24 protein-coding genes are annotated in these 26210 nt (G+C 37.7%); 21 read left to right on the forward strand and 3 right to left on the reverse strand.

All coding sequences use genetic code 11. The features are described 5' to 3' along the window. Positions 1-36 precede the first annotated feature (36 nt). Positions 37-1125 (reverse strand): Xaa-Pro peptidase family protein, encoded by a 1089-nt coding sequence (locus MHI34_RS13495; RefSeq protein WP_340809340.1) that lies wholly within the window; start codon positions 1123-1125, stop codon positions 37-39. 233 nt (positions 1126-1358) lie between these two features. Between MHI34_RS13495 and MHI34_RS13500 the strand changes: the two genes are divergently transcribed. Both MHI34_RS13500 and MHI34_RS13505 read left to right on the forward strand, forming a co-directional pair. Next, positions 1359-2042, forward strand: a complete 684-nt coding sequence (locus tag MHI34_RS13500; RefSeq protein WP_340809339.1) for a metal-dependent hydrolase — start codon at positions 1359-1361, stop codon at positions 2040-2042. Positions 2043-2194: 152 nt separating this feature from the next. Next, positions 2195-3502: a DRTGG domain-containing protein gene (locus MHI34_RS13505; RefSeq protein ID WP_036118907.1), complete on the forward strand. Its 1308-nt coding sequence runs from the start codon at positions 2195-2197 to the stop codon at positions 3500-3502. 56 nt (positions 3503-3558) lie between these two features. On the opposite strand, the gene MHI34_RS13510 is transcribed toward MHI34_RS13505, so the two are convergent. Then, on the reverse strand, positions 3559-3864 hold the full coding sequence (locus tag MHI34_RS13510; RefSeq protein ID WP_058843386.1) for a YtpI family protein: 306 nt from the start codon (positions 3862-3864) through the stop codon (positions 3559-3561). 90 nt (positions 3865-3954) lie between these two features. Here MHI34_RS13510 and MHI34_RS13515 point away from each other — a divergent pair, with 90 nt between their 5' ends. The 8 genes from MHI34_RS13515 to MHI34_RS13550 all read left to right on the forward strand — a co-directional run bounded on the left by MHI34_RS13515 (position 3955) and on the right by MHI34_RS13550 (position 14270). Beyond that, a complete protein-coding gene (locus tag MHI34_RS13515) occupies positions 3955-4899 on the forward strand; it encodes a bifunctional oligoribonuclease/PAP phosphatase NrnA (protein ID WP_036118911.1) in 945 nt (314 codons plus the stop codon). Positions 4900-4921: 22 nt separating this feature from the next. Next, a complete protein-coding gene (gene dnaE, locus MHI34_RS13520; RefSeq protein ID WP_101966540.1) occupies positions 4922-8005 on the forward strand; it encodes a DNA polymerase III subunit alpha in 3084 nt (1027 codons plus the stop codon). A gap of 131 nt (positions 8006-8136) precedes the next feature. Beyond that, positions 8137-8778: a GntR family transcriptional regulator gene (locus MHI34_RS13525; RefSeq protein ID WP_340809335.1), complete on the forward strand. Its 642-nt coding sequence runs from the start codon at positions 8137-8139 to the stop codon at positions 8776-8778. 24 nt (positions 8779-8802) lie between these two features. Then, positions 8803-9660 (forward strand): acetyl-CoA carboxylase, carboxyltransferase subunit beta, encoded by an 858-nt coding sequence (accD, locus tag MHI34_RS13530; protein ID WP_036118916.1) that lies wholly within the window; start codon positions 8803-8805, stop codon positions 9658-9660. Then, the gene (locus MHI34_RS13535; RefSeq protein WP_036118918.1) at positions 9653-10609 is read left to right on the forward strand and encodes an acetyl-CoA carboxylase carboxyltransferase subunit alpha; all 957 of its coding nucleotides are present in this window, start codon (positions 9653-9655) and stop codon (positions 10607-10609) included. Before accD ends, MHI34_RS13535 begins: the two co-directional genes overlap by 8 nt. 323 nt (positions 10610-10932) lie before the next feature. After that, complete coding sequence (gene pfkA, locus MHI34_RS13540) at positions 10933-11892, forward strand: 6-phosphofructokinase (RefSeq protein ID WP_036118919.1); 960 nt, start codon at positions 10933-10935, stop codon at positions 11890-11892. Positions 11893-11918: 26 nt separating this feature from the next. Continuing rightward, positions 11919-13679, forward strand: a complete 1761-nt coding sequence (pyk, locus tag MHI34_RS13545) for a pyruvate kinase (protein WP_271910704.1) — start codon at positions 11919-11921, stop codon at positions 13677-13679. Positions 13680-13880: 201 nt separating this feature from the next. Further along, a complete protein-coding gene (locus MHI34_RS13550) occupies positions 13881-14270 on the forward strand; it encodes an FxsA family protein (RefSeq protein ID WP_051891590.1) in 390 nt (129 codons plus the stop codon). On the opposite strand, the gene MHI34_RS13555 is transcribed toward MHI34_RS13550, so the two are convergent. Further along, on the reverse strand, positions 14254-15219 hold the full coding sequence (locus MHI34_RS13555; protein ID WP_082673687.1) for an AI-2E family transporter: 966 nt from the start codon (positions 15217-15219) through the stop codon (positions 14254-14256). The genes MHI34_RS13550 and MHI34_RS13555 overlap by 17 nt on opposite strands. Before the next feature lie 250 nt (positions 15220-15469). Between MHI34_RS13555 and citZ the strand changes: the two genes are divergently transcribed. The 11 genes from citZ (at position 15470) to MHI34_RS13610 (ending at position 26129) form a co-directional block, all read left to right on the forward strand. Continuing rightward, positions 15470-16585: a citrate synthase gene (gene citZ, locus MHI34_RS13560; RefSeq protein WP_036118926.1), complete on the forward strand. Its 1116-nt coding sequence runs from the start codon at positions 15470-15472 to the stop codon at positions 16583-16585. A gap of 79 nt (positions 16586-16664) precedes the next feature. After that, positions 16665-17927, forward strand: coding sequence for an NADP-dependent isocitrate dehydrogenase (gene icd, locus MHI34_RS13565; protein ID WP_036118927.1), 1263 nt, complete (start codon positions 16665-16667; stop codon positions 17925-17927). A gap of 178 nt (positions 17928-18105) precedes the next feature. Further along, the gene (gene mdh, locus MHI34_RS13570; RefSeq protein WP_036118928.1) at positions 18106-19044 is read left to right on the forward strand and encodes a malate dehydrogenase; all 939 of its coding nucleotides are present in this window, start codon (positions 18106-18108) and stop codon (positions 19042-19044) included. A gap of 186 nt (positions 19045-19230) precedes the next feature. After that, positions 19231-19671 (forward strand): MaoC/PaaZ C-terminal domain-containing protein, encoded by a 441-nt coding sequence (locus tag MHI34_RS13575; RefSeq protein ID WP_141904685.1) that lies wholly within the window; start codon positions 19231-19233, stop codon positions 19669-19671. A gap of 52 nt (positions 19672-19723) precedes the next feature. After that, the gene (locus MHI34_RS13580) at positions 19724-20440 is read left to right on the forward strand and encodes a response regulator transcription factor (protein WP_036118933.1); all 717 of its coding nucleotides are present in this window, start codon (positions 19724-19726) and stop codon (positions 20438-20440) included. Beyond that, positions 20437-21972, forward strand: a complete 1536-nt coding sequence (locus MHI34_RS13585; RefSeq protein ID WP_036118935.1) for an ATP-binding protein — start codon at positions 20437-20439, stop codon at positions 21970-21972. Before MHI34_RS13580 ends, MHI34_RS13585 begins: the two co-directional genes overlap by 4 nt. Before the next feature lie 366 nt (positions 21973-22338). Further along, on the forward strand, positions 22339-22707 hold the full coding sequence (locus MHI34_RS13590) for a CidA/LrgA family holin-like protein (RefSeq protein ID WP_036118937.1): 369 nt from the start codon (positions 22339-22341) through the stop codon (positions 22705-22707). Beyond that, positions 22704-23417 (forward strand): LrgB family protein, encoded by a 714-nt coding sequence (locus MHI34_RS13595; protein ID WP_340809328.1) that lies wholly within the window; start codon positions 22704-22706, stop codon positions 23415-23417. Before MHI34_RS13590 ends, MHI34_RS13595 begins: the two co-directional genes overlap by 4 nt. Before the next feature lie 139 nt (positions 23418-23556). Next, a complete protein-coding gene (hflK, locus tag MHI34_RS13600; protein WP_036118942.1) occupies positions 23557-24519 on the forward strand; it encodes an FtsH protease activity modulator HflK in 963 nt (320 codons plus the stop codon). Then, on the forward strand, positions 24519-25529 hold the full coding sequence (locus tag MHI34_RS13605) for a protease modulator HflC (protein ID WP_036118944.1): 1011 nt from the start codon (positions 24519-24521) through the stop codon (positions 25527-25529). Before hflK ends, MHI34_RS13605 begins: the two co-directional genes overlap by 1 nt. Before the next feature lie 183 nt (positions 25530-25712). Next, positions 25713-26129, forward strand: coding sequence for a hypothetical protein (locus MHI34_RS13610; RefSeq protein WP_036118946.1), 417 nt, complete (start codon positions 25713-25715; stop codon positions 26127-26129). The last annotated feature ends 81 nt before the right edge of the window (positions 26130-26210 follow it).

A 26210-nucleotide genomic window follows, 5' to 3' on the forward strand; every position in this document is an offset into this window, starting at 1 on the left:
AGCACTACACTAGTTGCTTCCTTTTTTTGTGTGTAATTATAGAACAATTAAATCTTTCGGGAATTTTGTTAATACTTCAACGCCATCTTTCGTTACAACTACATCATCCTCAATGCGTACGCCTGTCACATCTGATTTATAAATCCCTGGCTCAATTGTAAAGACCATGCCTTCTTCCATCGTCATTTCATTTGCACCTGTAACGGATGGGAATTCATGCACAGAAATTCCAAGGCCATGACCAAGACGGTGAGTGAAATATTCACCATAGCCAGCTTCTGTGATAGTATCACGTGCAATTTTATCTAAGTCCATCGCACGAATACCTGGTTTTACAGCTGCGACAGCATTTGTATTGGCAGCTAAAACAGCATGATAAATTTCCTTCTGTGCTTCACTAGGCTCCCCAAAGGCAACAGTACGCGTAATATCTGAGCAATAGCCATCGTAAATAACCCCAAGGTCAAATAATACCATATCCCCTTTTTCAATTTTACGTGCACCAGGCTTACCGTGAGGAGAGGCCGTTTTTGGACCACTTAATACCATTGTTTCAAAGGACATTTTGCAACCTTTATCTTGAATAGCACTTTCAATGGCTGTTAGAATTTCCATTTCTGTTTTCCCTTCAGCGATCTCCTTACAACCGATTTCAATTGCATAATCTGCTAGCTCCGCAGCTTTACGTAATTTTTCTAATTCAGTCTCATCTTTGATGACGCGCATAGCATTAATCTTTTCATCAAGGCGAACAAAGTTAGCCTGTGGGAATGATTGCTGTAAAGCTTCTAAACGCTCGACGATTAGTTGCGCTTTTTCAATAGCAAACGTAGTCGGATTAACTTGGCGTGAAATGATTGCTTGCGCAAGAACGTCCATCGAGTTTTCAGTATCCTGATGGCCGATTACCTCATAAGACCAACCTGCTGCCTTCGCATCTGGAATCTCCATTTGTGGACAAATTAGAAAAGGCTCGGCATCTTTAAAAATCATGATTCCTAGTAATCTTTCATGTGGATCACTTTTAAAGCCTGAAACGTAAAAAACATTGTCAGGTGTTGTTACGAATGCTGCATCGATGTGATGTTGCTGTAAATAACTTTGGATTTCTTCGACCTTTGACATCAATATGTCCTCCTTTTAGTACATGGGAAATTTTACGTAAAAAAGCGTCGACTCTATAAAGCAATGTCGATGTTCCTTTTCTAGTACTGAATAATTGTGCGCTAACAGGGTATAAGGCTGTTAGAGAACACTACGATTATTCTCTGTACAAGCATATCAAAAAAAGGGAAAAAGCGCATGAGTAGCGAATTAAAATGATGAACTGTAATTTGGTTTTCGAGGAGGATTTTAAAATGGAAATTAGTTATCATGGACATTCAGTTGTCAAAATTCAAACAAACGGGAAAACAATTTTAATTGACCCTTTTATTAATGGCAATGGGCAAACAGACTTAACGGTGGCAGGAGAAGCACCAGATATTATTGTACTTACACATGGGCATAATGATCATGTTGGGGACACAGTGGAGCTAGCGAAGAAAAAAGATGCGTTAGTCATTGCTCCAAATGAATTAGCTAATTGGATCTCTTGGCAAGGTGTAAAAGCACATCCAATGCATATTGGTGGTGCTAAGGAGTTTGACTTTGGTAAGGTGAAGTTTACACAAGCCTTTCACGGTTCATCTTATGTAACAGAAAATAATGAAATAATTTATATGGGTATGCCGGCAGGGGTTTTATTATTTGTTGAGGGATTAACGATTTATCATGCAGGTGATACAGCTCTATTTAGTGATATGAAATTAATTGGCAAACGACACCCTATTGATATTGCATTTTTACCGATTGGGGATAATTTTACAATGGGACCAGAGGATGCAGCTTGCGCGGTTTCATTCTTAAAGCCGAAAATTGTCGTACCAATTCATTACAATACATTCCCACCAATCGAGCAGGATCCACAAATTTTTGCAGATTTAGTGCAAAATACAGAGGTTCAAATTTTGAAAGCTGGCGAAAAAGTAAACTGTTTCTAATCGTTGATAGGGCTGTACTATATGAATTGACACCACGCTAGTAGTTGAAATGATGGGGAAAGTTAAACAATTTGATCACTTTATATTAAATATTTTTATAAAAAATATGGTACACTAAGAGCAGAATAGAAGCTTAGGAAATAGGTGATATTTTGTCTACAAAACATGAGAAAATTTTACAATACATCGAATCACTACCCGTGGGTGATAAAATTTCAGTACGTCAAATAGCGAAAGAAATGCAAGTGAGTGAAGGGACGGCTTATCGTGCCATAAAGGAAGCGGAAAATCGTCGCTTAGTAAGTTCGATTGAGCGTGTTGGAACAATTCGCATTGAGAAAAAAAAGAAAGAAAATATTGAACGCTTAACTTTTGCAGAAATTGTCAATATTGTCGATGGCCAAGTTTTAGGTGGAAAATCGGGTCTACATAAAACGTTAACGAAATTTGTCATTGGTGCAATGCAATTAGAAGACATGATGCGTTATACAGATGCAGGTAGCTTATTGATTGTTGGTAACCGGATTAAGGCACATGAAAATGCACTTCGAGCGGGTGCAGCTGTTTTAATCACTGGCGGTTTTGATACAACGGAAGATAATAAAATACTTGCGGATTCATTAGATTTACCCATTATTTCAACAAGCTATGATACGTTTACAGTAGCAACAATGATTAACCGAGCAATTTATGACCAATTAATCAAAAAAGATATTTTATTTATTGAAGATATTTATGTCCCAATGACTGACACGGCTGCCTTAAAAAATGATGAAACGATCCATCATTTTCATAAGTTAAATGAACGCACAACACATGGTGCATTTCCTGTTGTCACACATCAAAATAAATTAGTCGGGATGATTACCGTAAAAGACGTTATTGGTCGTGAAGAGAACGAGCTAGTTGAAAAAGTAATGACAAAAAATCCGATTGCTGGTTCCATGAAAATGAGTGTCGCTTCTGCTGGGCATCGTATGATTTGGGAAGGAATTGATCTTTTACCAATTGTTGATGATGACAATGTTTTGCAAGGTGTTATTAGTCGTCAGGATGTACTTAAGGCGCTGCAATTAGCACAAAGACAGCCTCAGCACGGTGAAACGATTGATGATTTAGTGAAAAATGAGATGAAGGTACTGGGTGATGAAGAACTAATAGTAGAGTTTAAAGTCACACCACAAATGACCAATCAATATGGGGCCATTTCATATGGTGCTTTTACAACTTTACTAGCTGAAGTTGGTTCATTTGCCTTAAAACGCCGTAAACGTGGTGATGCAGTGGCTGAGAATATGACTATTTATTTTATTAAGCCGGTTCAAATGGAAAGTACGCTTACGGTTAAGCCTCGCATTTTAGACATGAGTCGTAAGTTTGTGAAAATGGACTTCGAAGTGTATAATCAACAAATGCTTGTCGGTAAGGCAATGATGATGTTCCAACTATTAGAACGTTAAGTATTGAAAAAGGGATGGCCTAGCGCAATTGCTTGGTCATCCCTTTGTTACATATATTATTGATTAATGCGGAATTCTTCCTCAACAAATTGCCCATAATGGCGTGCTTTTTTTATATTTTCTATAACAACTAAGATGCCTAGTGCGACAAGAATTGCTACAATAATAAATGTAAATAAGCCTGGGAATAAATAAGCTTGATTTAAAGCGAAGGATAAAATTAAGGAACCTAAGCCGATATTCGCCTTACTTTTATACCAATTTTTAGTAATTGGTAGTGGAGAACGGAATTGTTTTGTTTTAAAATAGAAATAAAAAACAAAAGATATGATAATCGCAAATACAAATATTAAATTGAGCATAGTAAACCTCCTAGCATAACTAGACATTATTGTAACGATAATTATAAAAAAATGCTAACGGTTCTTACTATCATTTTGGAGGAATTTAAGGTGAAAAGACAAATCATCGACACAATTAAGGCCTTTGAAACAATCATTATTCATCGTCATGTACGTCCAGATCCGGATGCTTATGGTTCTCAGCAAGGTTTAAAAGAGATTATTTTAGCCAACTACCCTGAGAAAAAGGTCTTTGCTGTTGGTGAACATGACGCTTCCTTATCGTTTATGGCACAGCCTGATGAAATAGCAGATGATATGTACGACAATGCTTTAGTGATTGTCACAGACACGGCCAATACAGAGCGGGTTGACGATCAACGCTATACAAAAGGAAAAATGGTGATAAAAATTGATCACCACCCAAATGACGATGCATATGGTGACTTATTATGGGTAGATACGACAGCAAGCTCATGCAGTGAAATGATTTATGAATTGTATGAAGAAGGCAAGGCAGTTGCTAGCTGGCAACTTACAGATGCTGCTGCACGCCTATTATTTGCAGGAATTGTAGGGGATACAGGAAGATTCCAGTTCCCAAGCACGACAGCGAAAACATTTAAAGTGGCTTCAGAGCTGATTACATATGATTTTGATCGAAATCAAATTTTTGATGGTATGTATGAAATGGAGCAAAAGCTACTTAATTTACAAGGCTATATATATCAAAACTTTACAATGGATGAGCATGGAGCTGCCTATGTAAAGCTAACAAAGGAATTGTTAGCTGAGTATAATACAGTGCCATCTGAGGCCTCTTTATTAGTAGGCTGCCTTGGCAGTGTTAAAGGGATATGCGCGTGGGTTGTTTTCATTGAAGAAGTAGATCAAATACGAGTACGTCTACGTTCGAAGGGACCTGTTATTAATACATTAGCAAAAGAATTTAATGGTGGAGGACATCCGCTTGCATCTGGTGCGACAGCTTATTCATGGGAGGAAGCTGACCACGTTATTTCAAGATTACAAGAAATGTGTAAGGCGTATCATTAACAGAGAAAAGGAAGGGATTCATTTGACACATGTATATACGAAAATGTATACGAGCGCGGATTTATTGAAAAGCACAATTCGGCTTGAGCAATTGATTCCTTTTTTACAAGAGCAAAAGACACAGGCCTGTGCAATCGTTAATACGAAATTGTACGGGCTTTTGCCTTTTTGTAAAGCATTGCAGCAAGCAAGTATCCACGCTGTCATTGGGCTTTCCGTTAACGTACAGTGGCATGAGAAAACCATCCCTCTTGTTCTGTATGCACAAACGCAGGAGGGCTATCAACAGCTATTAAAGATTAGTAGTGCTATATCCATTAGACAAGACGAAGTGTTGCCTTGGAAGTGGCTTGAGGGATACGCAGCGGGTTGTATAGCTCTGCTTTCCACAAATGATTTTGCAGATTTAGAGGATTGGCATACTGCGGTCACTGCTTTAATTCAGCTATTTCAACAGCAATTATATGTGGGCATCGCTAGACCAGATGGAGTAAAAACAGCGAATGAAGAAGAAATAGTGATTTGGTGCGAAGAACAGTCTATTCCGCTTGTTGCCACTCAAAGCTGTTATTTTTTACGTCCAGAAGATCATTTTGCTTATGAAGTAGCAAGAGCAATTGATACAGGTGATAAGCTAGGAAACACTATGCTAACGGCCGATGTGCAAGGCTATTTTGCACCGACAGCAGATGAATGGCAAAATTGGTTTGCTGATCATCCACAGTGGCTTGAAGCAAGTGTACAAATGCTCGCTAGCTGTAAAGCTGTTGTACCTGAAATGTCTGTGCAAATGCCTAAATTTCCTGTACCTGTAGATGAAACAGCTGAAAGCTTGCTGATGAAGGAAGCATTTACAGGATTAGAAGAAAGATTTCAGCAAATGACGATACCTACAGCCTATCGGGAACGGCTACAATATGAGCTTGAAATTATTTGTTCCATGGGCTTTGCTGACTATTTTTTAGTTGTCGCGGATTTTATGCGCTATGCGAAAGAAAATCGCATTTTGACTGGACCTGGTCGTGGTTCGTCCGCAGGTTCCCTTGTGGCATATAGCCTCGCCATTACACAAGTAGATCCACTTGCCTATGGTTTATTATTTGAACGTTTTTTAAACCCTGAAAGAATTACTTTACCTGATATTGATATTGATTTTGTTGATAGTAAAAGACATCAAGTGATTCAGTATGTTGCCCAAAAATATGGCAAAGCCAATGTTGCGCAAATTATTACATTTGGCACACTGTCTGCAAAGGCAGTTGCGAGGGATGTTGCAAGGGTTTTTGGTTTTGAGGCAGAGACATTAGAAAAAATTTCGAAGATGATTCCAAATAAGCCTGGTATTACATTGCAAAGAGCTATGGCAGATTCACATGACTTTCAAAACTGGCTTGCGGACAATGAAAAGCATCAGCGATGGTTCGAGGTAGCGCTAAAATTAGAAGGTCTGCCTAGAAATTCCTCTACACATGCAGCTGGTATTGTCATCGCCCCTTCGCCATTAGTGAATACGGTACCAATTGAAGAAGGGCATGATGGTATTTATAGTACGCAATGGCCGATGGGGGATATTGAAGCGTGCGGTCTCGTCAAAATGGATTTTTTAGGCTTGCGTAATCTCACCATTTTAGAGCAAATACGTTGGTCTATTTATAAAGCGGGAGGACCTTGGATAGAATTTGAACGAATCCCTATGCATGATGAAAAGACGTTTCAACTTTTACAAAAAGGGGATACACTAGGGATTTTTCAATTAGAATCAGACGGAATGAAACAAGCTTTACGTGATATCCATCCTACGAACTTTTTAGATATTGTAGCTATAAATGCACTTTATCGTCCAGGTCCAATGGATTTTATTGCGGTCTATGCAAGAAGAAAAGCTGGTAAAGAAATGGTTACGATGCCCCATCCAGTGTTAGAGCCTATTTTACAAGAGACATTTGGTGTAATTGTCTATCAAGAGCAGATTATCAAAATTGCCTCAGTTCTCGCAGGATTTACAATGGGACAAGCCGATTTACTGCGCCGTGCAGTGAGTAAAAAAGATCGTCAAGTTTTAGAGGAGCAACGTGCTGCATTTATTCAAGGGGCATTACAGCAAGGCTTTGATCAGCAAGTAGCGGAAGAAGTCTATGAACTGATTGTGCGTTTTGCGGATTATGGTTTCCCTAAAAGTCATGCGGTTGCCTATAGTGTCATTTCTTATCAAATGGCCTATTTAAAGGCGCATTTCCCTCGAAGCTTTTATGCAGCGTTATTATCTAATGCAACAGGTAATGTCGATAAGATTCAACAACTTGTCCATGAGGCAAAGGATAAAGGCATCCCATTTTATCCACCTTCTTTAAAAAACAGTACAAAGTATTTTACAGTAGAAAATGAAGGTATTCGCTACAGCTTATCTGGCATCAAAGGTGTGCCCCATACTCTGATAGAAAAAGTGAATACGCTACGTCAAACAAGTCCAGAAGTACTGAATAATATGTTTGATTTGGCTGTTGCCTTAAGTGCACAGCATTTTAAAGCCAAAGTGATGGAAGCATTAATCTATGCTGGAGCGCTTGATTATCTTGAGAAGGACAGGGCTGTTCTTCTCATGACAGTAGACGCAGCCTTAAAACATGCGGAGTTATTAAGACCTACTGAAGATATAGATCTGGCATCAGCTATGACACTTAGTTTTGGTAAGCCAAAATATATGCAGGCAGAAGAGATGTCTCAAAAGGAAAAATTAGTACATGAGAAGGAAAGCTTAGGTTTTTATATTTCTACCCATCCAGTAGCACAAGAAAGACTACACTGGCATGATGTCAATAGTACTTGTCGCGAGTTAAAGCAACTTCGTGACGGTAGTTATGTAAAAATGATTGGTATGATTGAAGAAGTGAAAAAAATTCGTACAAAAAAAGGGGAGCAAATGGCCTTCGTTCAGCTACAGGATGAGTATGGAGCTGTTTCGATTACATTATTCCCTCAAGTTTTTCAACTTGTCCAAGATTTATTGTTAGAGGATGAGATGCTAGTAATTGATGGTGTGTTGGAGAGGCGTTTTGGTAAGCTACAAATCAAAGTAAAACATGCACAAGCGACAAAAAAGATATGAAATGAAACAAGAATATAGAAACTGCATAAATTTTATGCAGTTTTTCCTTTACTTTTGAACGGTTCTTTTGTAAGCTAGAATCAACGTTAAAAAGTGGTCAGACCACTTTTTTGATAAGGGGAGTTAGTCGTATGGATAAAAAAACCGAACAAAAAAAAGTGTTTTTAGAAATCGTCCAACAACTACGTCAACTCATTAAAATGGAAAAAATCCAAGCAGGTGAAAAACTACCCTCCGAACGAGTTCTATCAGAGCGTCTAGGTGTCGGGCGATCCTCTGTGAGAGAGGCTTTGCGAAGCTTAGAATTGCTAGGGCTTATTGAAACAAGACACGGTGGTGGTACTTTTCTTGCGTCCACACATAAGCATCAGCTCGTAGAAATACTGTCGATGTTTATATTAGAAGATGAAAAATCGAAGAAAGATGTCGCATTAACGCGACAAATTCATGAAATGGAAGCAATCCGCGTAATAAGTTGTACAGAGATTCTTCGCACACTACCTGTGTGGGATGGTTTTTTTGTGAAACTAGAAATAGAGGGAGCGGTTAATTGTCGAGATATTTTACGAGAGTTATTGATTACGACAGGGAATCGTCTTTCTTTAAAAATCTGGTTTCAATTAGCAGCTTATGATGGCGACCGTTTAAATCGAAACTCAACAGAAGATGAAAAATTAATCATTCAAACGATGTTAAAATCGATGCAGCTTGGGTACGAAAAAGAAGCATTGAAAGCTTATGAACAGTGGATGAGTACTGTACAAAGCATTTAGCTAACAACAAAGGGGGAGTCGAACATGGCAATACGCAGCTTATTTAGTGGTAATCGAAAAAAGAAAGAGGACGGACAAGAAAAGACATTTCCAGAAGGGTTAATGACGAAATGTCCTGAATGTCGTCACATTCAACTGACAAAGGAATTAGAAAAAAACGATAAAGTATGTACAAAATGTAGTCACCATTTCAAAATGACAGCACAAGAGCGTGTGGACTATTTTTTAGATGAAGGCTCATTCGAATCAATGGATGATCATTTACAAACAAGTAATCCCCTTAATTTCCCAGCCTATGTAGAAAAAATTTCAGCCGACCAAGAGAAAACAGGTTTAAATGAGGCTGTCCTAACGGGTGTCGGAACGTTAGATGGCGAAGAAATCGTCGTAGCAATTATGGATTCTCATTTCCGCATGGGTTCAATGGGCTCCGTTGTGGGTGAAAAAATCACGCGAGCAATAGAAAAGGCAACAGCATTAGGTGTGCCATTTATCATCTTTACTGCTAGTGGTGGTGCTCGTATGCAAGAGGGCGTATTGTCATTAATGCAGATGGCTAAAACAAGTGTGGCTTTAAAGCGTCACAGTGATCATGGTTTATTGTTCATTTCTATTTTAACGCATCCAACAACGGGTGGAGTTTCCGCAAGCTTTGCTTCTGTTGGTGATATAAATATTGCCGAGCCACAAGCATTAATTGGCTTTGCAGGTCGTCGTGTTATTGAAGAAACAGTAAGAGAAAAATTGCCAAGCGATTTCCAAACAGCAGAATTTTTATTAGAGCATGGTCAGCTTGATGCTATCTTCCCTCGCAAGGATTTACGTAAACAAGTTTCATTACTTGTAAAAATGCATACGAAAGGTGGCGTCCAACATGCCTAAAAATTTAGCATTTGAAGAACCAGTCGTACAATTACGAGAGAAAATTGATGAATTAAAAACAATTGCTGCTGAAGCAGATGTAGATATGTCAGGAGAAATCGAAAAGCTTGAAACACGTTTATCGCAATTAGAGCAATCGATTTATGCCAATATGAAGCCTTGGGATCGTGTGCAGGTAGCAAGACACCCAGAAAGACCAACAACTTTACAATATATTGAAGCGATGTGTGAAGACTTTATTGAACTGCATGGTGACCGTACGTTTGGTGACGATGCAGCTATTCTAGGTGGGATTGCCATTTTTGAAGGGCAGCCAGTAACGATTATTGGTCATCAGCGTGGTAAATCGACAAAAGAAAATATACGCCGTAATTTTGGTATGCCGCATCCAGAGGGCTATCGTAAAGCGCTACGTTTGATGAAGCAAGCTGAAAAATTTAAGCGACCGATTATTTGTTTTATTGATACAAAAGGTGCTTACCCAGGTAAAGCTGCTGAAGAACGAGGACAAAGTGAAGCAATTGCTAGAAATCTTGTTGAAATGGCAGGCTTAACTGTACCTGTTATTAGTATCGTCATTGGTGAAGGAGGAAGTGGTGGTGCACTAGCACTAGGTGTAGCAAACCGTGTCTTTATGCTAGAGAACTCAACATATTCCGTTATTTCTCCTGAAGGCGCAGCTTCAATTCTATGGCGTGATGGTAGCCTTGCTAAGCAAGCGGCAGAAGCTATGCGCATTACAGCACCAGATTTAAAAGAACTTGGTGTAATAGATGGCATTATCCCTGAAATAATCGGTGGTGCCCATCGCAATGTGGCAAAACAGGCTCTTTCTATTAAAGAATGCATTAGCGACACACTTCATACATTAAATTCTCTAAATGGAGAACAATTAATTGAAGATCGTTATGAAAAATTCAAAAAAATAGGACAATATACAGAAGCGTAAACATAGTTGTTCATAACAAATGAATGCTCTTATCTGATCGTGTATAAAAAATCTAAGCGTATAAATTTGCTCGTAAAGAGACAAAATTTGTATCTTAACATATTAAAAGGCTATAAAAATTAAAGAAGATAATAGCGCATGATAAACGCCAGACTTCTTGAAGAAATGTTAGATTTAGGATGTTTTGGAATGGAAAGAGTGTGTGAAAGCGCATTCTTTTCATTTTTTATGTAAAAGTTATGTTTTTGTATCCTCAGAGCCCTTACATAGTTTGTTTTTTCATGTTAATGTGAATAATAATAGTAACTGCAGGAGGTTCGACAATGAAAAAAATTGCTGTATTAACTAGTGGTGGAGATGCGCCTGGAATGAACGCGGCTATTCGAGCGGTCGTTCGTAAGGCAGCGTTTCATGGGATTGATGTTGTCGGAATTAAGCATGGTTATGAAGGCTTAATAAAAGGATATATGGAAGAACTTGATTTAGGTGCAGTTGGTGGTATTATTCAGCGTGGTGGTACGCATTTAAATTCGGCCAGATGTCCAGAGTTTAAAGAGGATGCTATCCAACAACAAGGTATTGACAATTTAAGAGCTGCTGGAATTGAAGGACTTGTTGTCATTGGTGGTGACGGGTCTTATCGAGGTGCAATGGATTTAGTAAAAAAAGGTTTCCCTGTTGTAGGGGTGCCAGGAACAATCGACAACGATATTCCAGGAACGGAATATACAATCGGTTTTGATACGGCTCTTAATACAGTCGTAGAATCCATCGATAAAATCCGAGATACAGCTACATCTCATGAAAATTCTTTCATTGTTGAGGTCATGGGGCGTGATGCAGGTGATATCGCCTTGTGGGCAGGCCTTGCTGCTGGTGCTGAAACAGTGTTAATTCCAGAGGAAGATTATAATTTAGATGATATTGTAGCACGCTTAGACCGTGGAGCTGCACGTGGTAAAAAACATAGCATTATTATTGTAGCAGAAGGGGTCATGTCTGGCAGTGAGCTGGCAAAGTTGTTAAATGAAAAAACAGGAAAAGAAACACGCGTTTCAGTGCTAGGTCATATTCAACGAGGCGGTTCACCGACCGCACGAGATCGAGTATTGGCAAGTCAATTTGGTGCACATGCAGTTGAATTGCTAATGGAAGGCAAGGCTGGTCGAGCAGTAGGTATTCGTAATCACCAAGTCATTGATTATGATATGCCAGAAGCTTTTGAAAAAAATCATGAGGCAGATGTAAGCCTTTATACACTAATGAAAGAACTATCAATATAATTTGTTATAAAACGGAGTGGGCAAAAATGAGAAAAACAAAAATCGTATGTACAATCGGACCTGCAAGTGAGTCGGCAGAAACTTTAGAAAAATTAATGGAAGCAGGTATGAATGTAGCCCGCTTGAATTTTTCACACGGATCTCATGAAGAACATGCAGGGCGTATTCAATTAATTCGTGAAGTGGCACAAAAGTTAAACAAACCAGTAGGAATTTTACTTGATACAAAAGGACCTGAAATTCGTACACATAATATGAAAAATGGTGAGCTACATTTAGCAGCAGGCCAAGTGATTGATATTTCAATGACTGAAGTAGAAGGTACTGAGACAAGCTTCTCTGTCACATATGAGCGTTTAATTGAAGATGTTGAGCAAAACTCAATTATTTTACTTGATGATGGTCTTATTCAGTTACGCGTATTAGCAACTGATCTGGAAAAAGGTTTAATTCATACGATTGTTGAAAATGCTGGCGTCCTAAAAAATAAAAAAGGTGTAAATGTACCAGGTGTTTCTGTACAGCTACCAGGGATCACAGAAAAAGACGCGCAAGATATTCTATTCGGTATTGAGCAAGGTGTAGACTTTATTGCTGCTTCATTTGTTCGTCGTGCAAAGGATGTGCTTGAAATCCGTGAATTGCTTGAACAAAATGGTGGTAGTCATATTCAAATTATCCCGAAAATCGAGAACCAAGAGGGTGTCGATAATATCGACGAAATCATCCTAGTATCTGATGGATTAATGGTTGCTCGTGGAGATCTTGGTGTTGAAATTCCAGCAGAAGAAGTACCACTTGTTCAAAAGAAATTGATTTTAAAATGTAATCAAGTAGGTAAACCGGTTATTACGGCAACACAAATGTTAGATTCTATGCAGCGTAACCCACGTCCAACACGTGCAGAAGCAAGTGATGTAGCGAACGCAATCATCGATGGAACAGATGCCATCATGCTATCAGGTGAAACTGCTGCGGGTCTTTATCCAGTAGAATCAGTTCAAACAATGAATAAAATTGCACAGCATACTGAAAATTCTTTAGACTATCGAAAAATTGTTTCTGCCCGTAGTCGTGAAAAAGAAGCGAATATGACGGAGGCTATCTCTCAAGCAGTAGCATATACATCTATCAATTTAGGGGTAAAAGCCGTATTAGCACCAACTGAAAGTGGTAATACAGCAAGAATGATCGCCAAGTATCGACCAGGTGTGCAAATTGTTGCAGTGACAGGCTCTCCAAATACAGCCAATACTTTAACATTAGTATGGGGTGTCTATCCAATTGTTTGTCAACGAGTGACAACAACAGATGAAATTTTAGAGCTAGCTGTAGATGAAAGCTTGAAACATGGTTTCGTTACGCACGGAGATGCTGTTGTCATTACAGCAGGTGTGCCAGTAGGTGAAGCAGGTACAACAAACTTAATGAAAGTACACATTATCGGAGATTTACTAGCTCGTGGTCAAGGGATTGGCAAAGCCTCTGTTGTAGGGAAGACAGTCGTTGCCAAAAATGCTGCTGAGGCACTTGCTTACGATACAGAAGGATGCATCCTTGTAACAGTTGGATCTGATCGAGATATGATGCCAGCTATAGAAAATTGTATTGGTCTGATTACTGAAGAAGGTGGTCTAACGAGTCATGCAGCAGTTGTTGGTCTAAGCCTTGGTATTCCAGTAATTGTGGGCGTAAAAGAAGCCACAACATTAATACGTCATGATCAAGAGATTACAATGGACGCTGAAACAGGAGTTATTTACAAAGGACATGCGAGTGTTCTTTAACAAGTAACGAAAAGCTCTAGTGCGATTTTTTGTACTAGAGCTTTTAAATAAGGTTGTACACATTTTGTGGTAACTTCTTTTCTCTATCCATACTAAGGAATAGACATTCTCTTTGAATGAGGGTATTCATTTTTTTATGAAACTAAATGGGCTATAATAACGTATAAAAGGTATAGCTTTTCATGTAGAAAGGAGAAAAATATGCGTAAAATTTTTCTTGGTTTCGTTGTCTACGCTTTAGCCGAATTGGCGTTATTAATAGTCATTGGACAAAATATTGGTGTTTTAAGTACTTTATTGCTCATTATTGCAACGAGCGTTATTGGCATTTATGTCATGAAGAATAAGGGTATGAATTCTGTCCAAAATGTAAAAAATACGTTGGCACGCGGAGAGGCACCAGGTGCTGCTTTAGTGGATGCATTATTAACGTTTAGTGGTGGTTTGCTTTTAGCATTACCAGGATTTTTAACAGATCTGATTGGTCTACTATTGCTCATGCCATTTTCTCGAAAAATGTTCCAACCAGTTGTCTATTACTGGATGCGTAAAAAAATGAAAAAAGGCCAATTCATTATCGTTCAAAGATAGAGTTTTCCTTTAGCTTTACTGCTAAAAATAAAAAGATAGGGCTAAGCAAGATCCCATAAAAGCCAAACAATAGAATAGAGGCAGCACTGATAAAAAATGTATGGAATGTACGTAATTGTAGCGTATTGGACCAAAGCATTGAATCAGCTAGCTGCCTTGTTAATTGAACAAATAAATACAGTAGTAGAATGGCTACACATAAAAAGGTGTTGCCGTTGAAATAAAAATAAATGCTCATTGGTACAAGAAAAACACCGATTCCGAAAAATGGTAATACATCTGCAAATGCTACAATAAAAGCTTTAATGATGGCTTGTTCAAACTGGAGGATCATAAACCCTGCACAAAGGATTAGTAGGGTAATGGTGAATAATTGAAACTCCACGAATAAGAAGTAATGAAAGAGTTGCATGATTTTTGCAAAATGAGATTGCCACTCATGGCGATATTTCTTAGGGACATATTGAAAAAACCAATAGCGTGATTTCCGTGTTTCTAATAAAGCGAAATAATAAGCGACTAAAAAAATAAACACCTCGATAACATGCTTCATTAATACTTGGAAAAGATCTGCTGTGTAAATGATGATAGAATCAAATATGGACAGTGACTTTTCTTTTAATACTTGTACAAACATGGATTCATATTCACTAAAAAGCGGGAAATTTTGTAATGTCTCTCGAATTTCTGGAAAGATAACAATGATACTGTTAATGGATATGACAACAAGAAGAAAAATACAAGTTAATATGAGTACTTCCACAATAATTGCTGCGATCCAATAGGCAATCCTACAATATTTATGTAAGAAATTTATAACAGGATACGTCGAAAAGGATAAAAAAATTGCAAGTGAAACAGGTAATACAAACCAAAGTATTACTAAATAAAAAATAAAAAGTAAAACACTTGTAGTTCTTTCATATGAAAAATACTTTAAATTCCTCATTTTTACAAATTCACCTCAAATCAATTGATAATACGATTGTCAAAATATACAAAAAAATCTCTTTGGAACAAATATATAGTCGTTCGGACGTCTTTTTCTTTATTTGGAGGATTTTCATTCACAAAGCTGTCAAAAATGATTATAATAGCAATGTAAGCGATTTACTTAATGGTTCATATGAGCAAAAACCGTAAATGCAACAAAAAAAACGCATTTATAACAAAGTTTAAATATGAGGGAGCGATAATTTATGTCAGCAACTAAAGGTTTAGAAGGTATCGTAGCAGCGGAATCTAAAATCAGTTCAATTATCGATGACACACTTACATATGTTGGTTACAACATTGATGATTTAGCAGAAAATGCGTCATTCGAAGAGGTAATTTACTTGTTATGGCATACTCGTTTACCAAAAGAGGACGAGCTAGCTGAATTAAAACAACAATTGGCAGACAATATGTCAATTCCGCAAGCGATTGTCGACCAATTCAAAACATACCCACTTTCAACTGTACATCCAATGGCTGCATTGCGTACTGCAGTATCTTTACTTGGTGTATTCGATGAAGAAGCGGATGTTATGGATCCAGAAGCAAACTACCGTAAAGCAATTCGTCTACAAGCTAAAATTGCTACAGCAGTAACTGCATTTGCACGTGTTCGTAAAGGTTTAGAGCCAGTTGAGCCAAAACCTGAATTAGGATATGCTGCAAACTTCTTATACATGCTAAAAGGCGAAGAGCCAGCAGCTATTGAAATTGAAGCATTTGACAAAGCATTAGTATTACATGCTGACCATGAATTAAACGCATCTACATTTACAGCACGTGTATGTGTAGCTACTTTATCAGACGTTTATTCAGGTGTAACAGCAGCAATCGGTGCATTAAAAGGACCACTTCATGGTGGAGCAAATGAGCAAGTGATGAAAATGTTATCTGAAATCGGCTCACTTGAAAATGTTGAATCTTACATTCAAAATAAATTAGACAACAAAGAAAAAATCATGGGCTTCGGTCACCGCGTATATCGTAAAGGCGACCCTCGTGCACCACATTTACGTGTAATGTCTAAAAAATTAACTGAGCTAACTGGTAAACCAGAGCTATATGAGATGTCAGTTAAAATCCATGACATGATCGTGGAACAAAAGAAATTACCTGCAAACGTAGATTTCTTCTCTGCGTCAGTGTATGATTCTTTAGGTATTGATCATGACCTGTTCACACCAATTTTCGCAGTATCTCGTACTTCAGGTTGGGTGGCACACATCCTTGAGCAATATGCAAACAACCGCCTAATCCGTCCACGTGCTGAATATGTTGGACCAGGCATGCAAAAATATATTCCAATCAGCGAGCGCTAATTTGGAAAATATGCTAGAATGTTTGGGACTGTGTTATCACTAACACAGTCCTATGATTATGAATTTAGGAGGCAACAGAATGTCAAACAAAATTGTAGTTGAAAATGGCGTACTTAATGTACCAAATAATCCAGTAATTCCTTTCATCGAAGGTGATGGAATTGGTCCAGATATCTGGGCAGCAGCATCACGCGTAATCGACGCAGCTGTAGAAAAAGCTTATAACGGTGAAAAGAAAATTGAATGGTTAGAAGTTTTAGCTGGTGAAAAAGCATTTAACCAAACTGGTGAATGGTTACCACAAGAAACTTTAGACAAAATTAACGAATACTTAATTGCAATCAAAGGTCCTCTTACTACGCCAATCGGTGGTGGTATCCGCTCTCTAAACGTAGCATTACGTCAACAACTTGACTTATATGTATGCTTACGTCCAGTACGTCACTTTGATGGAGTGCCTTCTCCAGTTAAACGCCCAGAAGACGTTGACATGGTTATCTTCCGCGAAAACACAGAAGACATCTATGCTGGTATTGAATTCGAATCTGGCTCTGAACAAGCTCAAAAAATCATCAACTTCCTACAAACTGAATTTGGTGTAAACCAAATCCGTTTCCCAGAAACTTCTGGTATTGGTGTAAAACCTGTATCTAAAGAAGGTACTGAGCGTTTAGTACGTTCTGCTATCGAATATGCAATTAAACATAAACGCCCATCTGTTACTTTAGTTCATAAAGGTAACATCATGAAATTCACTGAAGGTGGATTCAAAAAATGGGGTTATGAATTAGCTGAAAAAGAATTTGCTGATCAAACATTCACTTGGAATCAATATGATGCAATCAAAGCTGAACAAGGTGAAGAAGCAGCAAACAAAGCGCAAGCTGACGCTTTAGCAGCTGGTAAAATCTTAGTGAAAGATTCTATCGCTGATATCTTCTTACAACAAATTTTAACTCGTCCAACTGAGTTCGATGTAGTAGCTACAATGAACTTAAACGGTGACTATATTTCTGATGCTCTAGCTGCACAAGTTGGTGGTATCGGTATCGCTCCAGGAGCAAACATCAACTATGTAACTGGACATGCAATCTTCGAAGCTACTCACGGTACAGCTCCAAAATATGCTGGCCAAGATAAAGTAAACCCATCATCAGTTTTACTTTCAGGTGTATTAATGCTTGAACACTTAGGATGGCAAGAAGCTGCTGACATGATCACTAAATCTGTTGAGAAAACAATTTCTTCTAAAGTTGTAACTTATGACTTCGCACGTTTAATGGACGGCGCTACAGAAGTGAAATGTTCAGAATTCGCGAACGAGTTAATCAAAAACCTATAATTTCTATTCTAAAATAGGAATTATCACTAAAGCGGATAGTTTATTCTGCCGATATAATTAGGGTGAAAGTAAATTTAAATTGAATATTTACGATAAACTTGTTTAAACGAGGGAGTGAGATGTATGTCTCCTCCCTCTTTTAAAATATATAACCTAATTTTAAAGGAGCGTATTCAAAATGTCTCTGAAACGTAAAAAAATCTCAGTAATCGGTGGCGGCTTTACAGGCGCTACGGCAGCATTTTTAGCAGCTCAGAAAGAACTTGGTGATGTCGTATTAGTGGATATTCCACAAGCAGAAAATCCAACAAAGGGAAAGGCACTAGATATGTGGGAAGCAGCACCAATACAAGGGTTTGATTCTTATGTACAAGGCACTTCCAATTATGCAGATACGGCTGATTCGGATGTAGTCATCATTACTGCTGGTGTTGCGCGTAAACCAGGTATGAGTCGTGATGATCTCGTTCAAATCAATCAAGGTGTCATGAAAACTGTTTCAAAAGAAATTGCTACGCATTCACCAAATGCTACAATCCTTGTACTGACAAATCCAGTTGATGCCATGACTTATACAGTATACAAAGAAACTGGCTTCCCGAAAAATCGTGTTATCGGTCAATCGGGTGTTCTTGATACAGCTCGTTTCTGTGCATTTGTAGCACAAGAGCTCAATATTTCAGTGAAAGACATTACTGGCTTTGTATTGGGTGGTCATGGTGACACAATGGTGCCATTAACACGCTATTCATTTGCAGGTGGCATTCCGTTAGAAACATTAATTTCTGCCGAACGTTTGGAAGAGATTGTTGATCGTACACGCAATGGTGGAGCAGAAATTGTCAACTTACTTGGCAATGGTTCTGCCTATTATGCGCCAGCTGCGGCACTGATTGAAATGGCTGAAGCCATTATTAAAGATCAGAAACGTATTTTGCCATCTATCGCTTATTTAGAAGGTGAATATGGCTACCATGATTTATACTTAGGCGTTCCTACTTTACTTGGAGCCAATGGTATTGAAAAAATCTTTGAGCTTGAGTTAACGGACAAAGAAAAGGCAGCTTTAGACCAATCGGCAGATGCAGTCCGTAATGTGATGAAAATTTTAGTGTAAATGAATAATGCATCAGCGTTATTAAACAGATTTTTTCGAGCTTACTCGAAAACGAGCAGGATAATTCCTGCTCGTTTTTTTATGTTCAAGTGTTAGGAAGCTTAAGGTCCTTCTGCTTTTCATTGTACTTTTAGCATAAAATTGATACTATGAATGTAGTATGATAGAAAAGGGGTTGGCGTATCTTTGCTTCAAAAAAATAGTAAACTTGGTCTCACAATTGATGAAATTACAGTTGGCGAGAAGATCCATATAACAGAAAAAATCGAGGATAGGGATTTATTGCTGTATTTAGGGCTGACAAACGATAGTAATCCGCTTTATATTCAACATGATTATGCGGCGATGACACCTTTTCAAAAACCAATTGTGCCGACAATTATGTTAAATGGAATTATTACATCAGCTGTGTCCAAGTATATTCCGGGGCCAGGTGCGCGAATTATTGAGCAACATTTAAAATATTTAGGTCCTCTCTATCATTATGAATTATTTGATACGCTTTTAGAGGTAACGGCAGTCAATAAATACGACAATACGATTACGGTATCTGTACACTCATATAATGAGCAAAAGGAGCTTGTGATTGAAGGGATGCTGTTGGTGACACCACCGCTTACATTATAGACGTCTTGAGATTTGAAATGGGGGTTTCAAATCACTTACGGAGGCATTATACATGACAAAAACAATTTTAGTTATTGAAGATGAATTTTCGATTGCAACATTATTGAAATATAATTTAGAACAGGCTGGCTATGTCGTTGAAACGGCTGCTGATGGTCAGGAAGGACTTGAAAAAGCAATCGACCTACAGCCCAATTTAATTCTTTTGGATTTGATGCTTCCAAAACTAGATGGTATGGAGGTATGTAAACAAATCCGACAGCAACGTATGAATACGCCTATCATTATGTTAACTGCAAAAGATGACGAATTTGATAAAGTTCTTGGTCTTGAGCTAGGCGCAGATGATTATATGACAAAGCCTTTTAGTCCACGTGAAGTATTGGCACGTGTCAAGGCTGTGTTAAGACGTTTCACACAAAATGTTGTGGTAGATGATAAGGATGAGCCTAAAGAAAAAATGTATGAGTTTGGACAATTGAGAGTGTTTCCAGAGCGTTTTGAAGTTTTTTTACAAGACGAAGCATTGGAATTTACACCAAAAGAGTTTGAGCTACTTATTTACTTACTTGAAAATAAAAATCGAGTTTTAACACGTGATCAGCTATTAAGTGCTGTATGGAAATATGATTTTGCTGGCGATACTCGAATTGTGGATGTACACATTAGCCACCTTCGCGATAAAATCGAGGAAAATAGCCGTAAGCCAATGTTCATTAAAACAATCAGAGGCCTAGGTTATAAATTTGAGGAGCCGAAAACGACATGAAATCAATGAGCAACCGCTTATTCTTGACATTCATGCTTTTACTTGGAACGATACTAGCTGTCCTAATGATTGTTATAGGTCAGCTTTTTCCTGTTTATATCAAGCAATACAATGAACAAGCAACCACGCAATTACAGGCGTCGATGGATCAAGTAATCGATGAACGCAAGATGGAATTATCAAAGGAAGATCAGGAAGCATTGTATGCAGTACAAAGCATGAAACAAGAGGAATCCTTGTTGTCCTATGTGCATGCCCGACTCTACTTAGTACTAGCTGTTCTTTTCACCATCACATTAATTTTAATCGCCATTGTAAGCCGTTATATGATTCGCAATTTTACGGCACCTATTGATAACGTGACAGAAACGGCTCTTGAGCTTGCCAAGGGAAACTACCGTGCACGTGCCCATGAAAATGAACATGAACGCATGATACCACTCAGTCATTCCATAAATATTTTAGCACGTAATTTACAGGATATTACGACGATACGTGAAGTAGAGGAAGAACGACTGAAGACCTTAATTGAAAATATGGGAAGCTCTCTCATGATGATTGGCCGTGAAGGAAATATTTCCATCGTGAATCGGGTATTTCTAGAGCGCTTTGATATGCAGCTTGATGATGTACAAGGAAAGGTATTTCGTACAATAGGTTTACCAAAATCATTAGAGCAATTTATCGATCATGTCTTTCTAACAGAGATGCCTTATCGACAACAAATCAAAATGGAAATACAGCAGGAGCTCTATAATAAAGAAGTCTACGGGGCACCTGTCATCGGGGATCATGGACGATGGCTAGGCGTTGTTATCGTTATGCACGATATAACGGAACTTGTTCGATTGGAGCAAATTCGAAAAGACTTTGTTGCTAATGTATCACATGAATTACGTACACCTATTACTTCTATTAAAGGCTTTTCGGAAACATTATTGGATGGGGCCTATAAGGATGAAAAAATGCTGATCTCCTTTTTAGAGATCATTTATAAAGAAAGTAATCGACTTCAAATGCTCATTCAAGATTTATTAGAGCTGTCAAAAATTGAGCAGCATGGCTTTACTGTTAATATTATGCCGATGGGCTTACAAGATGTTTTAATCCGTGGAGCAGAGCTGACTGCACCGCGGTTAGATGAGAAAAATATGAGCTTCCAAGTAGATTTCGAACGAGATGTCCAAGTAATGGGAGATGCCAACCGTATTATTCAAATCGTGACGAATTTAATTACCAATGCTATTACATATTCTCCTGAAAACACGACTGTTTCCATTCGTTTAAAGGAAAATGAAACACATGGCATTATCGAAATAGAAGACCAAGGAATTGGTATTGAAAAGCATGAAATTGCCCGTGTTTTTGAGCGTTTTTATCGTGTGGACCGAGCAAGAAGTCGTAATTCTGGCGGAACAGGATTAGGGTTAGCGATTGTGAAGCATCTTGTAGAGGCCCATCATGGTCGTATTCAAGTAGAAAGCGAAGTCGGAATGGGGACTAAAATGATTGTCATGATTCCAAAAGATTAACAATTCCTTTACATGAACAACATGTTATATTCATATTTGGGTACTATACTAATTACTAGAAACCCCCTATATGATTGTTAAGACGATAACCATAAAAAATCTACTATCTAGTTGGAGATTTTTTAATAAGGATTTTATTTTCACCACAGAAAGAATGTAGTGTCTTTTTTAGGCACTACATTCTTTTTCTGTTTTACAGGGAGGAAAAATAGGTGTAAAGTATAGTAGCATAAAGTTTAACAACAATTTTTTTGGCAATTGTTTGTTAAACCATCGCTTTGACAGTCAGTGAATCAACCTTCTTTTCATTTTGAATTGTGTTTTTCTGACTGTTGAGGCAGAGAAAAAAATGAGAGAAGGATGACCATGAAAATCGTCAAAAGTATCGTGCAGATCGGCTATCTTTACATCTTATTATTTATCGGAAATACTATTGCACGCCTACTTCACTTGCCGATTCCAGGGAGCATAATAGGGCTCGTCCTATTATTTTTACTTTTACAGTTTCATATAATCAAGCTTGAATGGATTGAATTAGGAGCAGCTGTATTACTAAGTGAACTCTTACTATTCTTTATCCCATCTGCCATCGGTGTAATTGATTATCATGCCTTATTCGGTGTGCAAGGAATGAAGGTTGTGCTGGTCATTGCTGTAAGTGCAATTGTCGTGATGTTTGTAACGGGCTATACAGCACAATGGCTAGAGCAACGAAAGAAGAGTGATACAGTATGAGTCTATTTATTGCTATCATCAGCTTATTAGGAACTATTGCTATTTTCTATATTTGTAAAATGTTCTATAAGAAATATAAAAAAGAATGGTTATCACCCATGCTGATGACGCCTTTAGTGATTATAGGTATTTTATTGCTGACAGGCATACCTTATAAAACCTATAATACTGGAGCGAATGTTTTAACAAATTTACTAGGGCCAGCAACCGTTGCGTTTGCGATTCCGATTTATAAAAATGTGAATCTATTAAAAAAACACGCATTCGAAATTTTCGTCAGTATTGCGGTTGGCTCTGCAGTTGCTATCGTATCATCCTTTATCATGGCTCTAGTGGTAGGGCTAAATGATGAGTTGGTGCATAGCTTAGTGCCACGTTCAGTAACAACACCGATAGCGATGGACATTTCAAATATGATTGGAGGTTCCCCTACTCTTACAGCCGTATTTGTTATGACGACTGGTATTTTAGGGAGCTTGTTGGCACCCATCGTTATTAAAATATGCCGTTTCCACAGACCTTCATCTAGAGGCCTAATGCTTGGGATGGGTGCTCATGGAACTGGTACTTCTAAAGCATTTGAACTTGGCGAGCTAGAAGGAACATTTGCTAGCCTGGCAATGATCGTTGCCGCCTTAATCAGCATTGTATTATCTACAACCATTTTCCCAGTATTTGAACATCTGGTTATCAATATCCTGTTGCCATAAAAGGTAACAGGATTTTTTTATCTTGCTTCAGAAATGTTTTTACAAAGCGTCACGTAAAAATAATTATATGAAAATATTTTGAAACTTTTTCTTAAGGTCTCCCGTAAACAATAGTACTAAGCAAAAGGGAGGAATAGACATGAGTGTGAAAAGGACACTAATGATAGTTGGACTTGGAATATTTGGTATTATTGCACTTATTACAGTTTTTACATCATGGTACACGGTGGATGAATCAGAACAAGCTGTTGTCATTACATTTGGTCGTGCCGATGATATGGTTACAAATCCAGGTCTTCACTTTAAATTACCTTGGCCAGTGCAGTCGGTCGAAATTTTATCAAAAGAAACATTTAGTTTACAATTTGGCTATAAGCAAAATAAAGAGGGAGATCTAGAGGCCTACGATGCTGAAACAAAGATGATTACAGGGGATGAAAATATTGTTTTAACAGACCTTGTTGTTCAATGGAAAATTACTGAGCCTAATAAGTTTCTATTTAATTCACAAGATCCTGAAAGAATATTACATAGCGCGACATCGAGTGCCATTCGTTCTATTATCGGAAGTTCTTCTATCGATGCAGCGTTAACAGAAGGTAAAGCTGATATCGAAGCAAAAACGCGTCAATTATTAGTATCTCTTATAGAAAAGTACGATATTGGAATTAGTGTTTTAGGTGTAAAATTACAAGATGTAGAATTGCCAAATAAAGATGTGCGTGCAGCATTCACAGCTGTTACAGATGCACGTGAAATGAAAAATACGAAAATAAATGAAGCTGAAAAATATGAAAACCAACGCATTAATGAAGCCCAGGGTGAACGAGATGCGATTATGTCAAAGGCAAAAGGTGCTAAAACAGCTCGTATTGAGCAAGCACAAGGTGATGTAGCTGTCTTTAATAAAATGTATGAGCAGTATAAAGGCAATCAACAAATTACACGTGAGCGTTTAATTTTAGAGACGCTAGAAAATGTCTTACCAAAAGCACAAATTTACATTATGAATGATGATGGTAGTACGATGAAGTACTTGCCGCTACAGTCACTACAACCTCAGCAGACACAAACAGAGAAAAAAGAAGGGAGCGGTAACTAATGGACCAAAAAAATAAGGATCTTGACAAATTCCTCAATTTTTTATCGGGCAAAAGTAAAAAAGCTGCTCCATCAGAAGGCGACTCAGGGGACAATGTAGTGAAAATGTCAAAAAAAGGTCCTAATAATCCAAAGAAGTATATCTCTCTAGCTGTAACATTAACAGCTGTATTTGCTCTAGTGATTATTTTATTAACGAATATTTATATAGTGAAGGAATCGGAATATGCAGTTGTTCGACAGTTCGGAGAGGTTGTTAAGTTCGAGCGCGAACCCGGTTTAAATATGAAAATTCCATTTATTCAAAGTGTCACTAAGTTACCAAAAAACCAAATGACATATGAAATTTCAGAAGAAGAGATTAATACAAAGGATAAGAAGCGAATAATTATCGATAATTATGCTGTATGGCGTATTACAGATCCAAAATTATTAATTTCTAATGCTGGGACGATTGAAAAAGTGGAATCACGAATGGAAGAATTTATTTATTCTGTTATTCGATCTGAGCTTGGACGAATTGATTATAATCAAATAATTAATGATGAGGATTCTTCGAGAGGCAGCATTAATGATACGGTGACTGAACGTGTTAATGAACTGCTTTCAAACGATAAATACGGCATTGAAGTAGTAGATGTACGTATTCGTCGCATTGATTTGCCAACTGAAAATGAGCAATCTGTTTTTACGAACATGATTTCAGATCGTGAATCCATTGCCCAAAAATATCTTTCTGAGGGAGATGCTCAGAAACGTCGTATTGAAGCCAAAACAGATCAAGAAGTACAAGAAATGCTAGCTACAGCCAATAAAGAAGCTGCCATTATTCAAGCTGAAGGTGAAGCAGAAGCTGCAAAAATTTATAATAAATCATTCTCTCAAGATCCTGAATTTTATTCTTTATACCGCACGCTAGAATCATATAAGAAAACGGTTGGAGAAGATACGGTCATCATTTTACCTTCTACTTCACCATATGCCAATATTTTGTCTGGTTATATAAAATAAACAGTCAATTAAAGTCGTCTCTTATGAAAGAGGCGTCTTTTTTATTGCTACAGAATTATAATTATCTATTTATTTGGATTGTTATTTTATGAAAATAATAGAAATTTATAATTTTATATTCCCCAATCTACTATAATTTGATAGAATGAAAATGTTTAAAATGAATAGTTGGGGGTAAGAGCTTTGAAATTAAAAATTAGCACATGGCTCCAAAATTTAGGGATCGCTTGTAGTATAGCATCGTTATTGACACTCTTCTTTCGCCTATCTGAATTTTCCTGGGTGACGAAAAGTGTTTATCATATACCAGTCTTTTTTGTTTGTATCTTTTTAATGAGTATTATTATTGCAGCGGATGTAAGAAATTTGTTTAAAAAATTGTTTTGGTATGAAAAACGTAAGATTCAGCGTCCTATTTGGCAAGTAGGGATCGGCTTTATTTTCTTTTTGGCACAAATCAGTATGGTAATGGTATTTAGTCAAGAGTTGACACAGCCACAATTAGGTGGTATGCCATTATTTCTAGTGATTGCCTTTATGAATGCATTTATATTAACCGTCATATATGAAGAAATTTTTTATCGTACATCCAATCAATAACAGCTATCGAATATTGAAATTTCAGATGGACCCAGATTATAACCTTTTAACGGTTTGATGATGTATTAATAAAGCCAATCG

Origin of the sequence: Lysinibacillus sp. FSL L8-0126 (assembly GCF_038630385.1) — a bacterium.
Taxonomy (GTDB): Bacteria; Bacillota; Bacilli; order Bacillales_A; family Planococcaceae; genus Lysinibacillus; species Lysinibacillus fusiformis_D.

What these genes read in the sequence shown, in the direction of transcription:
- MHI34_RS13495 (WP_340809340.1), bottom strand. Translation starts at nt 1,125, where the DNA reads ATGTCAAAGGTCGAAGAAATCCAAAGTTATTTACAGCAACATCACATC.
- MHI34_RS13500 (WP_340809339.1), top strand. Translation starts at nt 1,359, where the DNA reads ATGGAAATTAGTTATCATGGACATTCAGTTGTCAAAATTCAAACAAAC.
- MHI34_RS13510 (WP_058843386.1), bottom strand. Translation starts at nt 3,864, where the DNA reads ATGCTCAATTTAATATTTGTATTTGCGATTATCATATCTTTTGTTTTT.
- MHI34_RS13525 (WP_340809335.1), top strand. Translation starts at nt 8,137, where the DNA reads ATGGATAAAAAAACCGAACAAAAAAAAGTGTTTTTAGAAATCGTCCAA.
- accD (WP_036118916.1), top strand. Translation starts at nt 8,803, where the DNA reads ATGGCAATACGCAGCTTATTTAGTGGTAATCGAAAAAAGAAAGAGGAC.
- MHI34_RS13535 (WP_036118918.1), top strand. Translation starts at nt 9,653, where the DNA reads ATGCCTAAAAATTTAGCATTTGAAGAACCAGTCGTACAATTACGAGAG.
- pfkA (WP_036118919.1), top strand. Translation starts at nt 10,933, where the DNA reads ATGAAAAAAATTGCTGTATTAACTAGTGGTGGAGATGCGCCTGGAATG.
- pyk (WP_271910704.1), top strand. Translation starts at nt 11,919, where the DNA reads ATGAGAAAAACAAAAATCGTATGTACAATCGGACCTGCAAGTGAGTCG.
- MHI34_RS13550 (WP_051891590.1), top strand. Translation starts at nt 13,881, where the DNA reads ATGCGTAAAATTTTTCTTGGTTTCGTTGTCTACGCTTTAGCCGAATTG.
- MHI34_RS13555 (WP_082673687.1), bottom strand. Translation starts at nt 15,219, where the DNA reads ATGAGGAATTTAAAGTATTTTTCATATGAAAGAACTACAAGTGTTTTA.
- citZ (WP_036118926.1), top strand. Translation starts at nt 15,470, where the DNA reads ATGTCAGCAACTAAAGGTTTAGAAGGTATCGTAGCAGCGGAATCTAAA.
- icd (WP_036118927.1), top strand. Translation starts at nt 16,665, where the DNA reads ATGTCAAACAAAATTGTAGTTGAAAATGGCGTACTTAATGTACCAAAT.
- mdh (WP_036118928.1), top strand. Translation starts at nt 18,106, where the DNA reads ATGTCTCTGAAACGTAAAAAAATCTCAGTAATCGGTGGCGGCTTTACA.
- MHI34_RS13580 (WP_036118933.1), top strand. Translation starts at nt 19,724, where the DNA reads ATGACAAAAACAATTTTAGTTATTGAAGATGAATTTTCGATTGCAACA.
- MHI34_RS13585 (WP_036118935.1), top strand. Translation starts at nt 20,437, where the DNA reads ATGAAATCAATGAGCAACCGCTTATTCTTGACATTCATGCTTTTACTT.
- MHI34_RS13590 (WP_036118937.1), top strand. Translation starts at nt 22,339, where the DNA reads ATGAAAATCGTCAAAAGTATCGTGCAGATCGGCTATCTTTACATCTTA.
- MHI34_RS13595 (WP_340809328.1), top strand. Translation starts at nt 22,704, where the DNA reads ATGAGTCTATTTATTGCTATCATCAGCTTATTAGGAACTATTGCTATT.
- hflK (WP_036118942.1), top strand. Translation starts at nt 23,557, where the DNA reads ATGAGTGTGAAAAGGACACTAATGATAGTTGGACTTGGAATATTTGGT.
- MHI34_RS13605 (WP_036118944.1), top strand. Translation starts at nt 24,519, where the DNA reads ATGGACCAAAAAAATAAGGATCTTGACAAATTCCTCAATTTTTTATCG.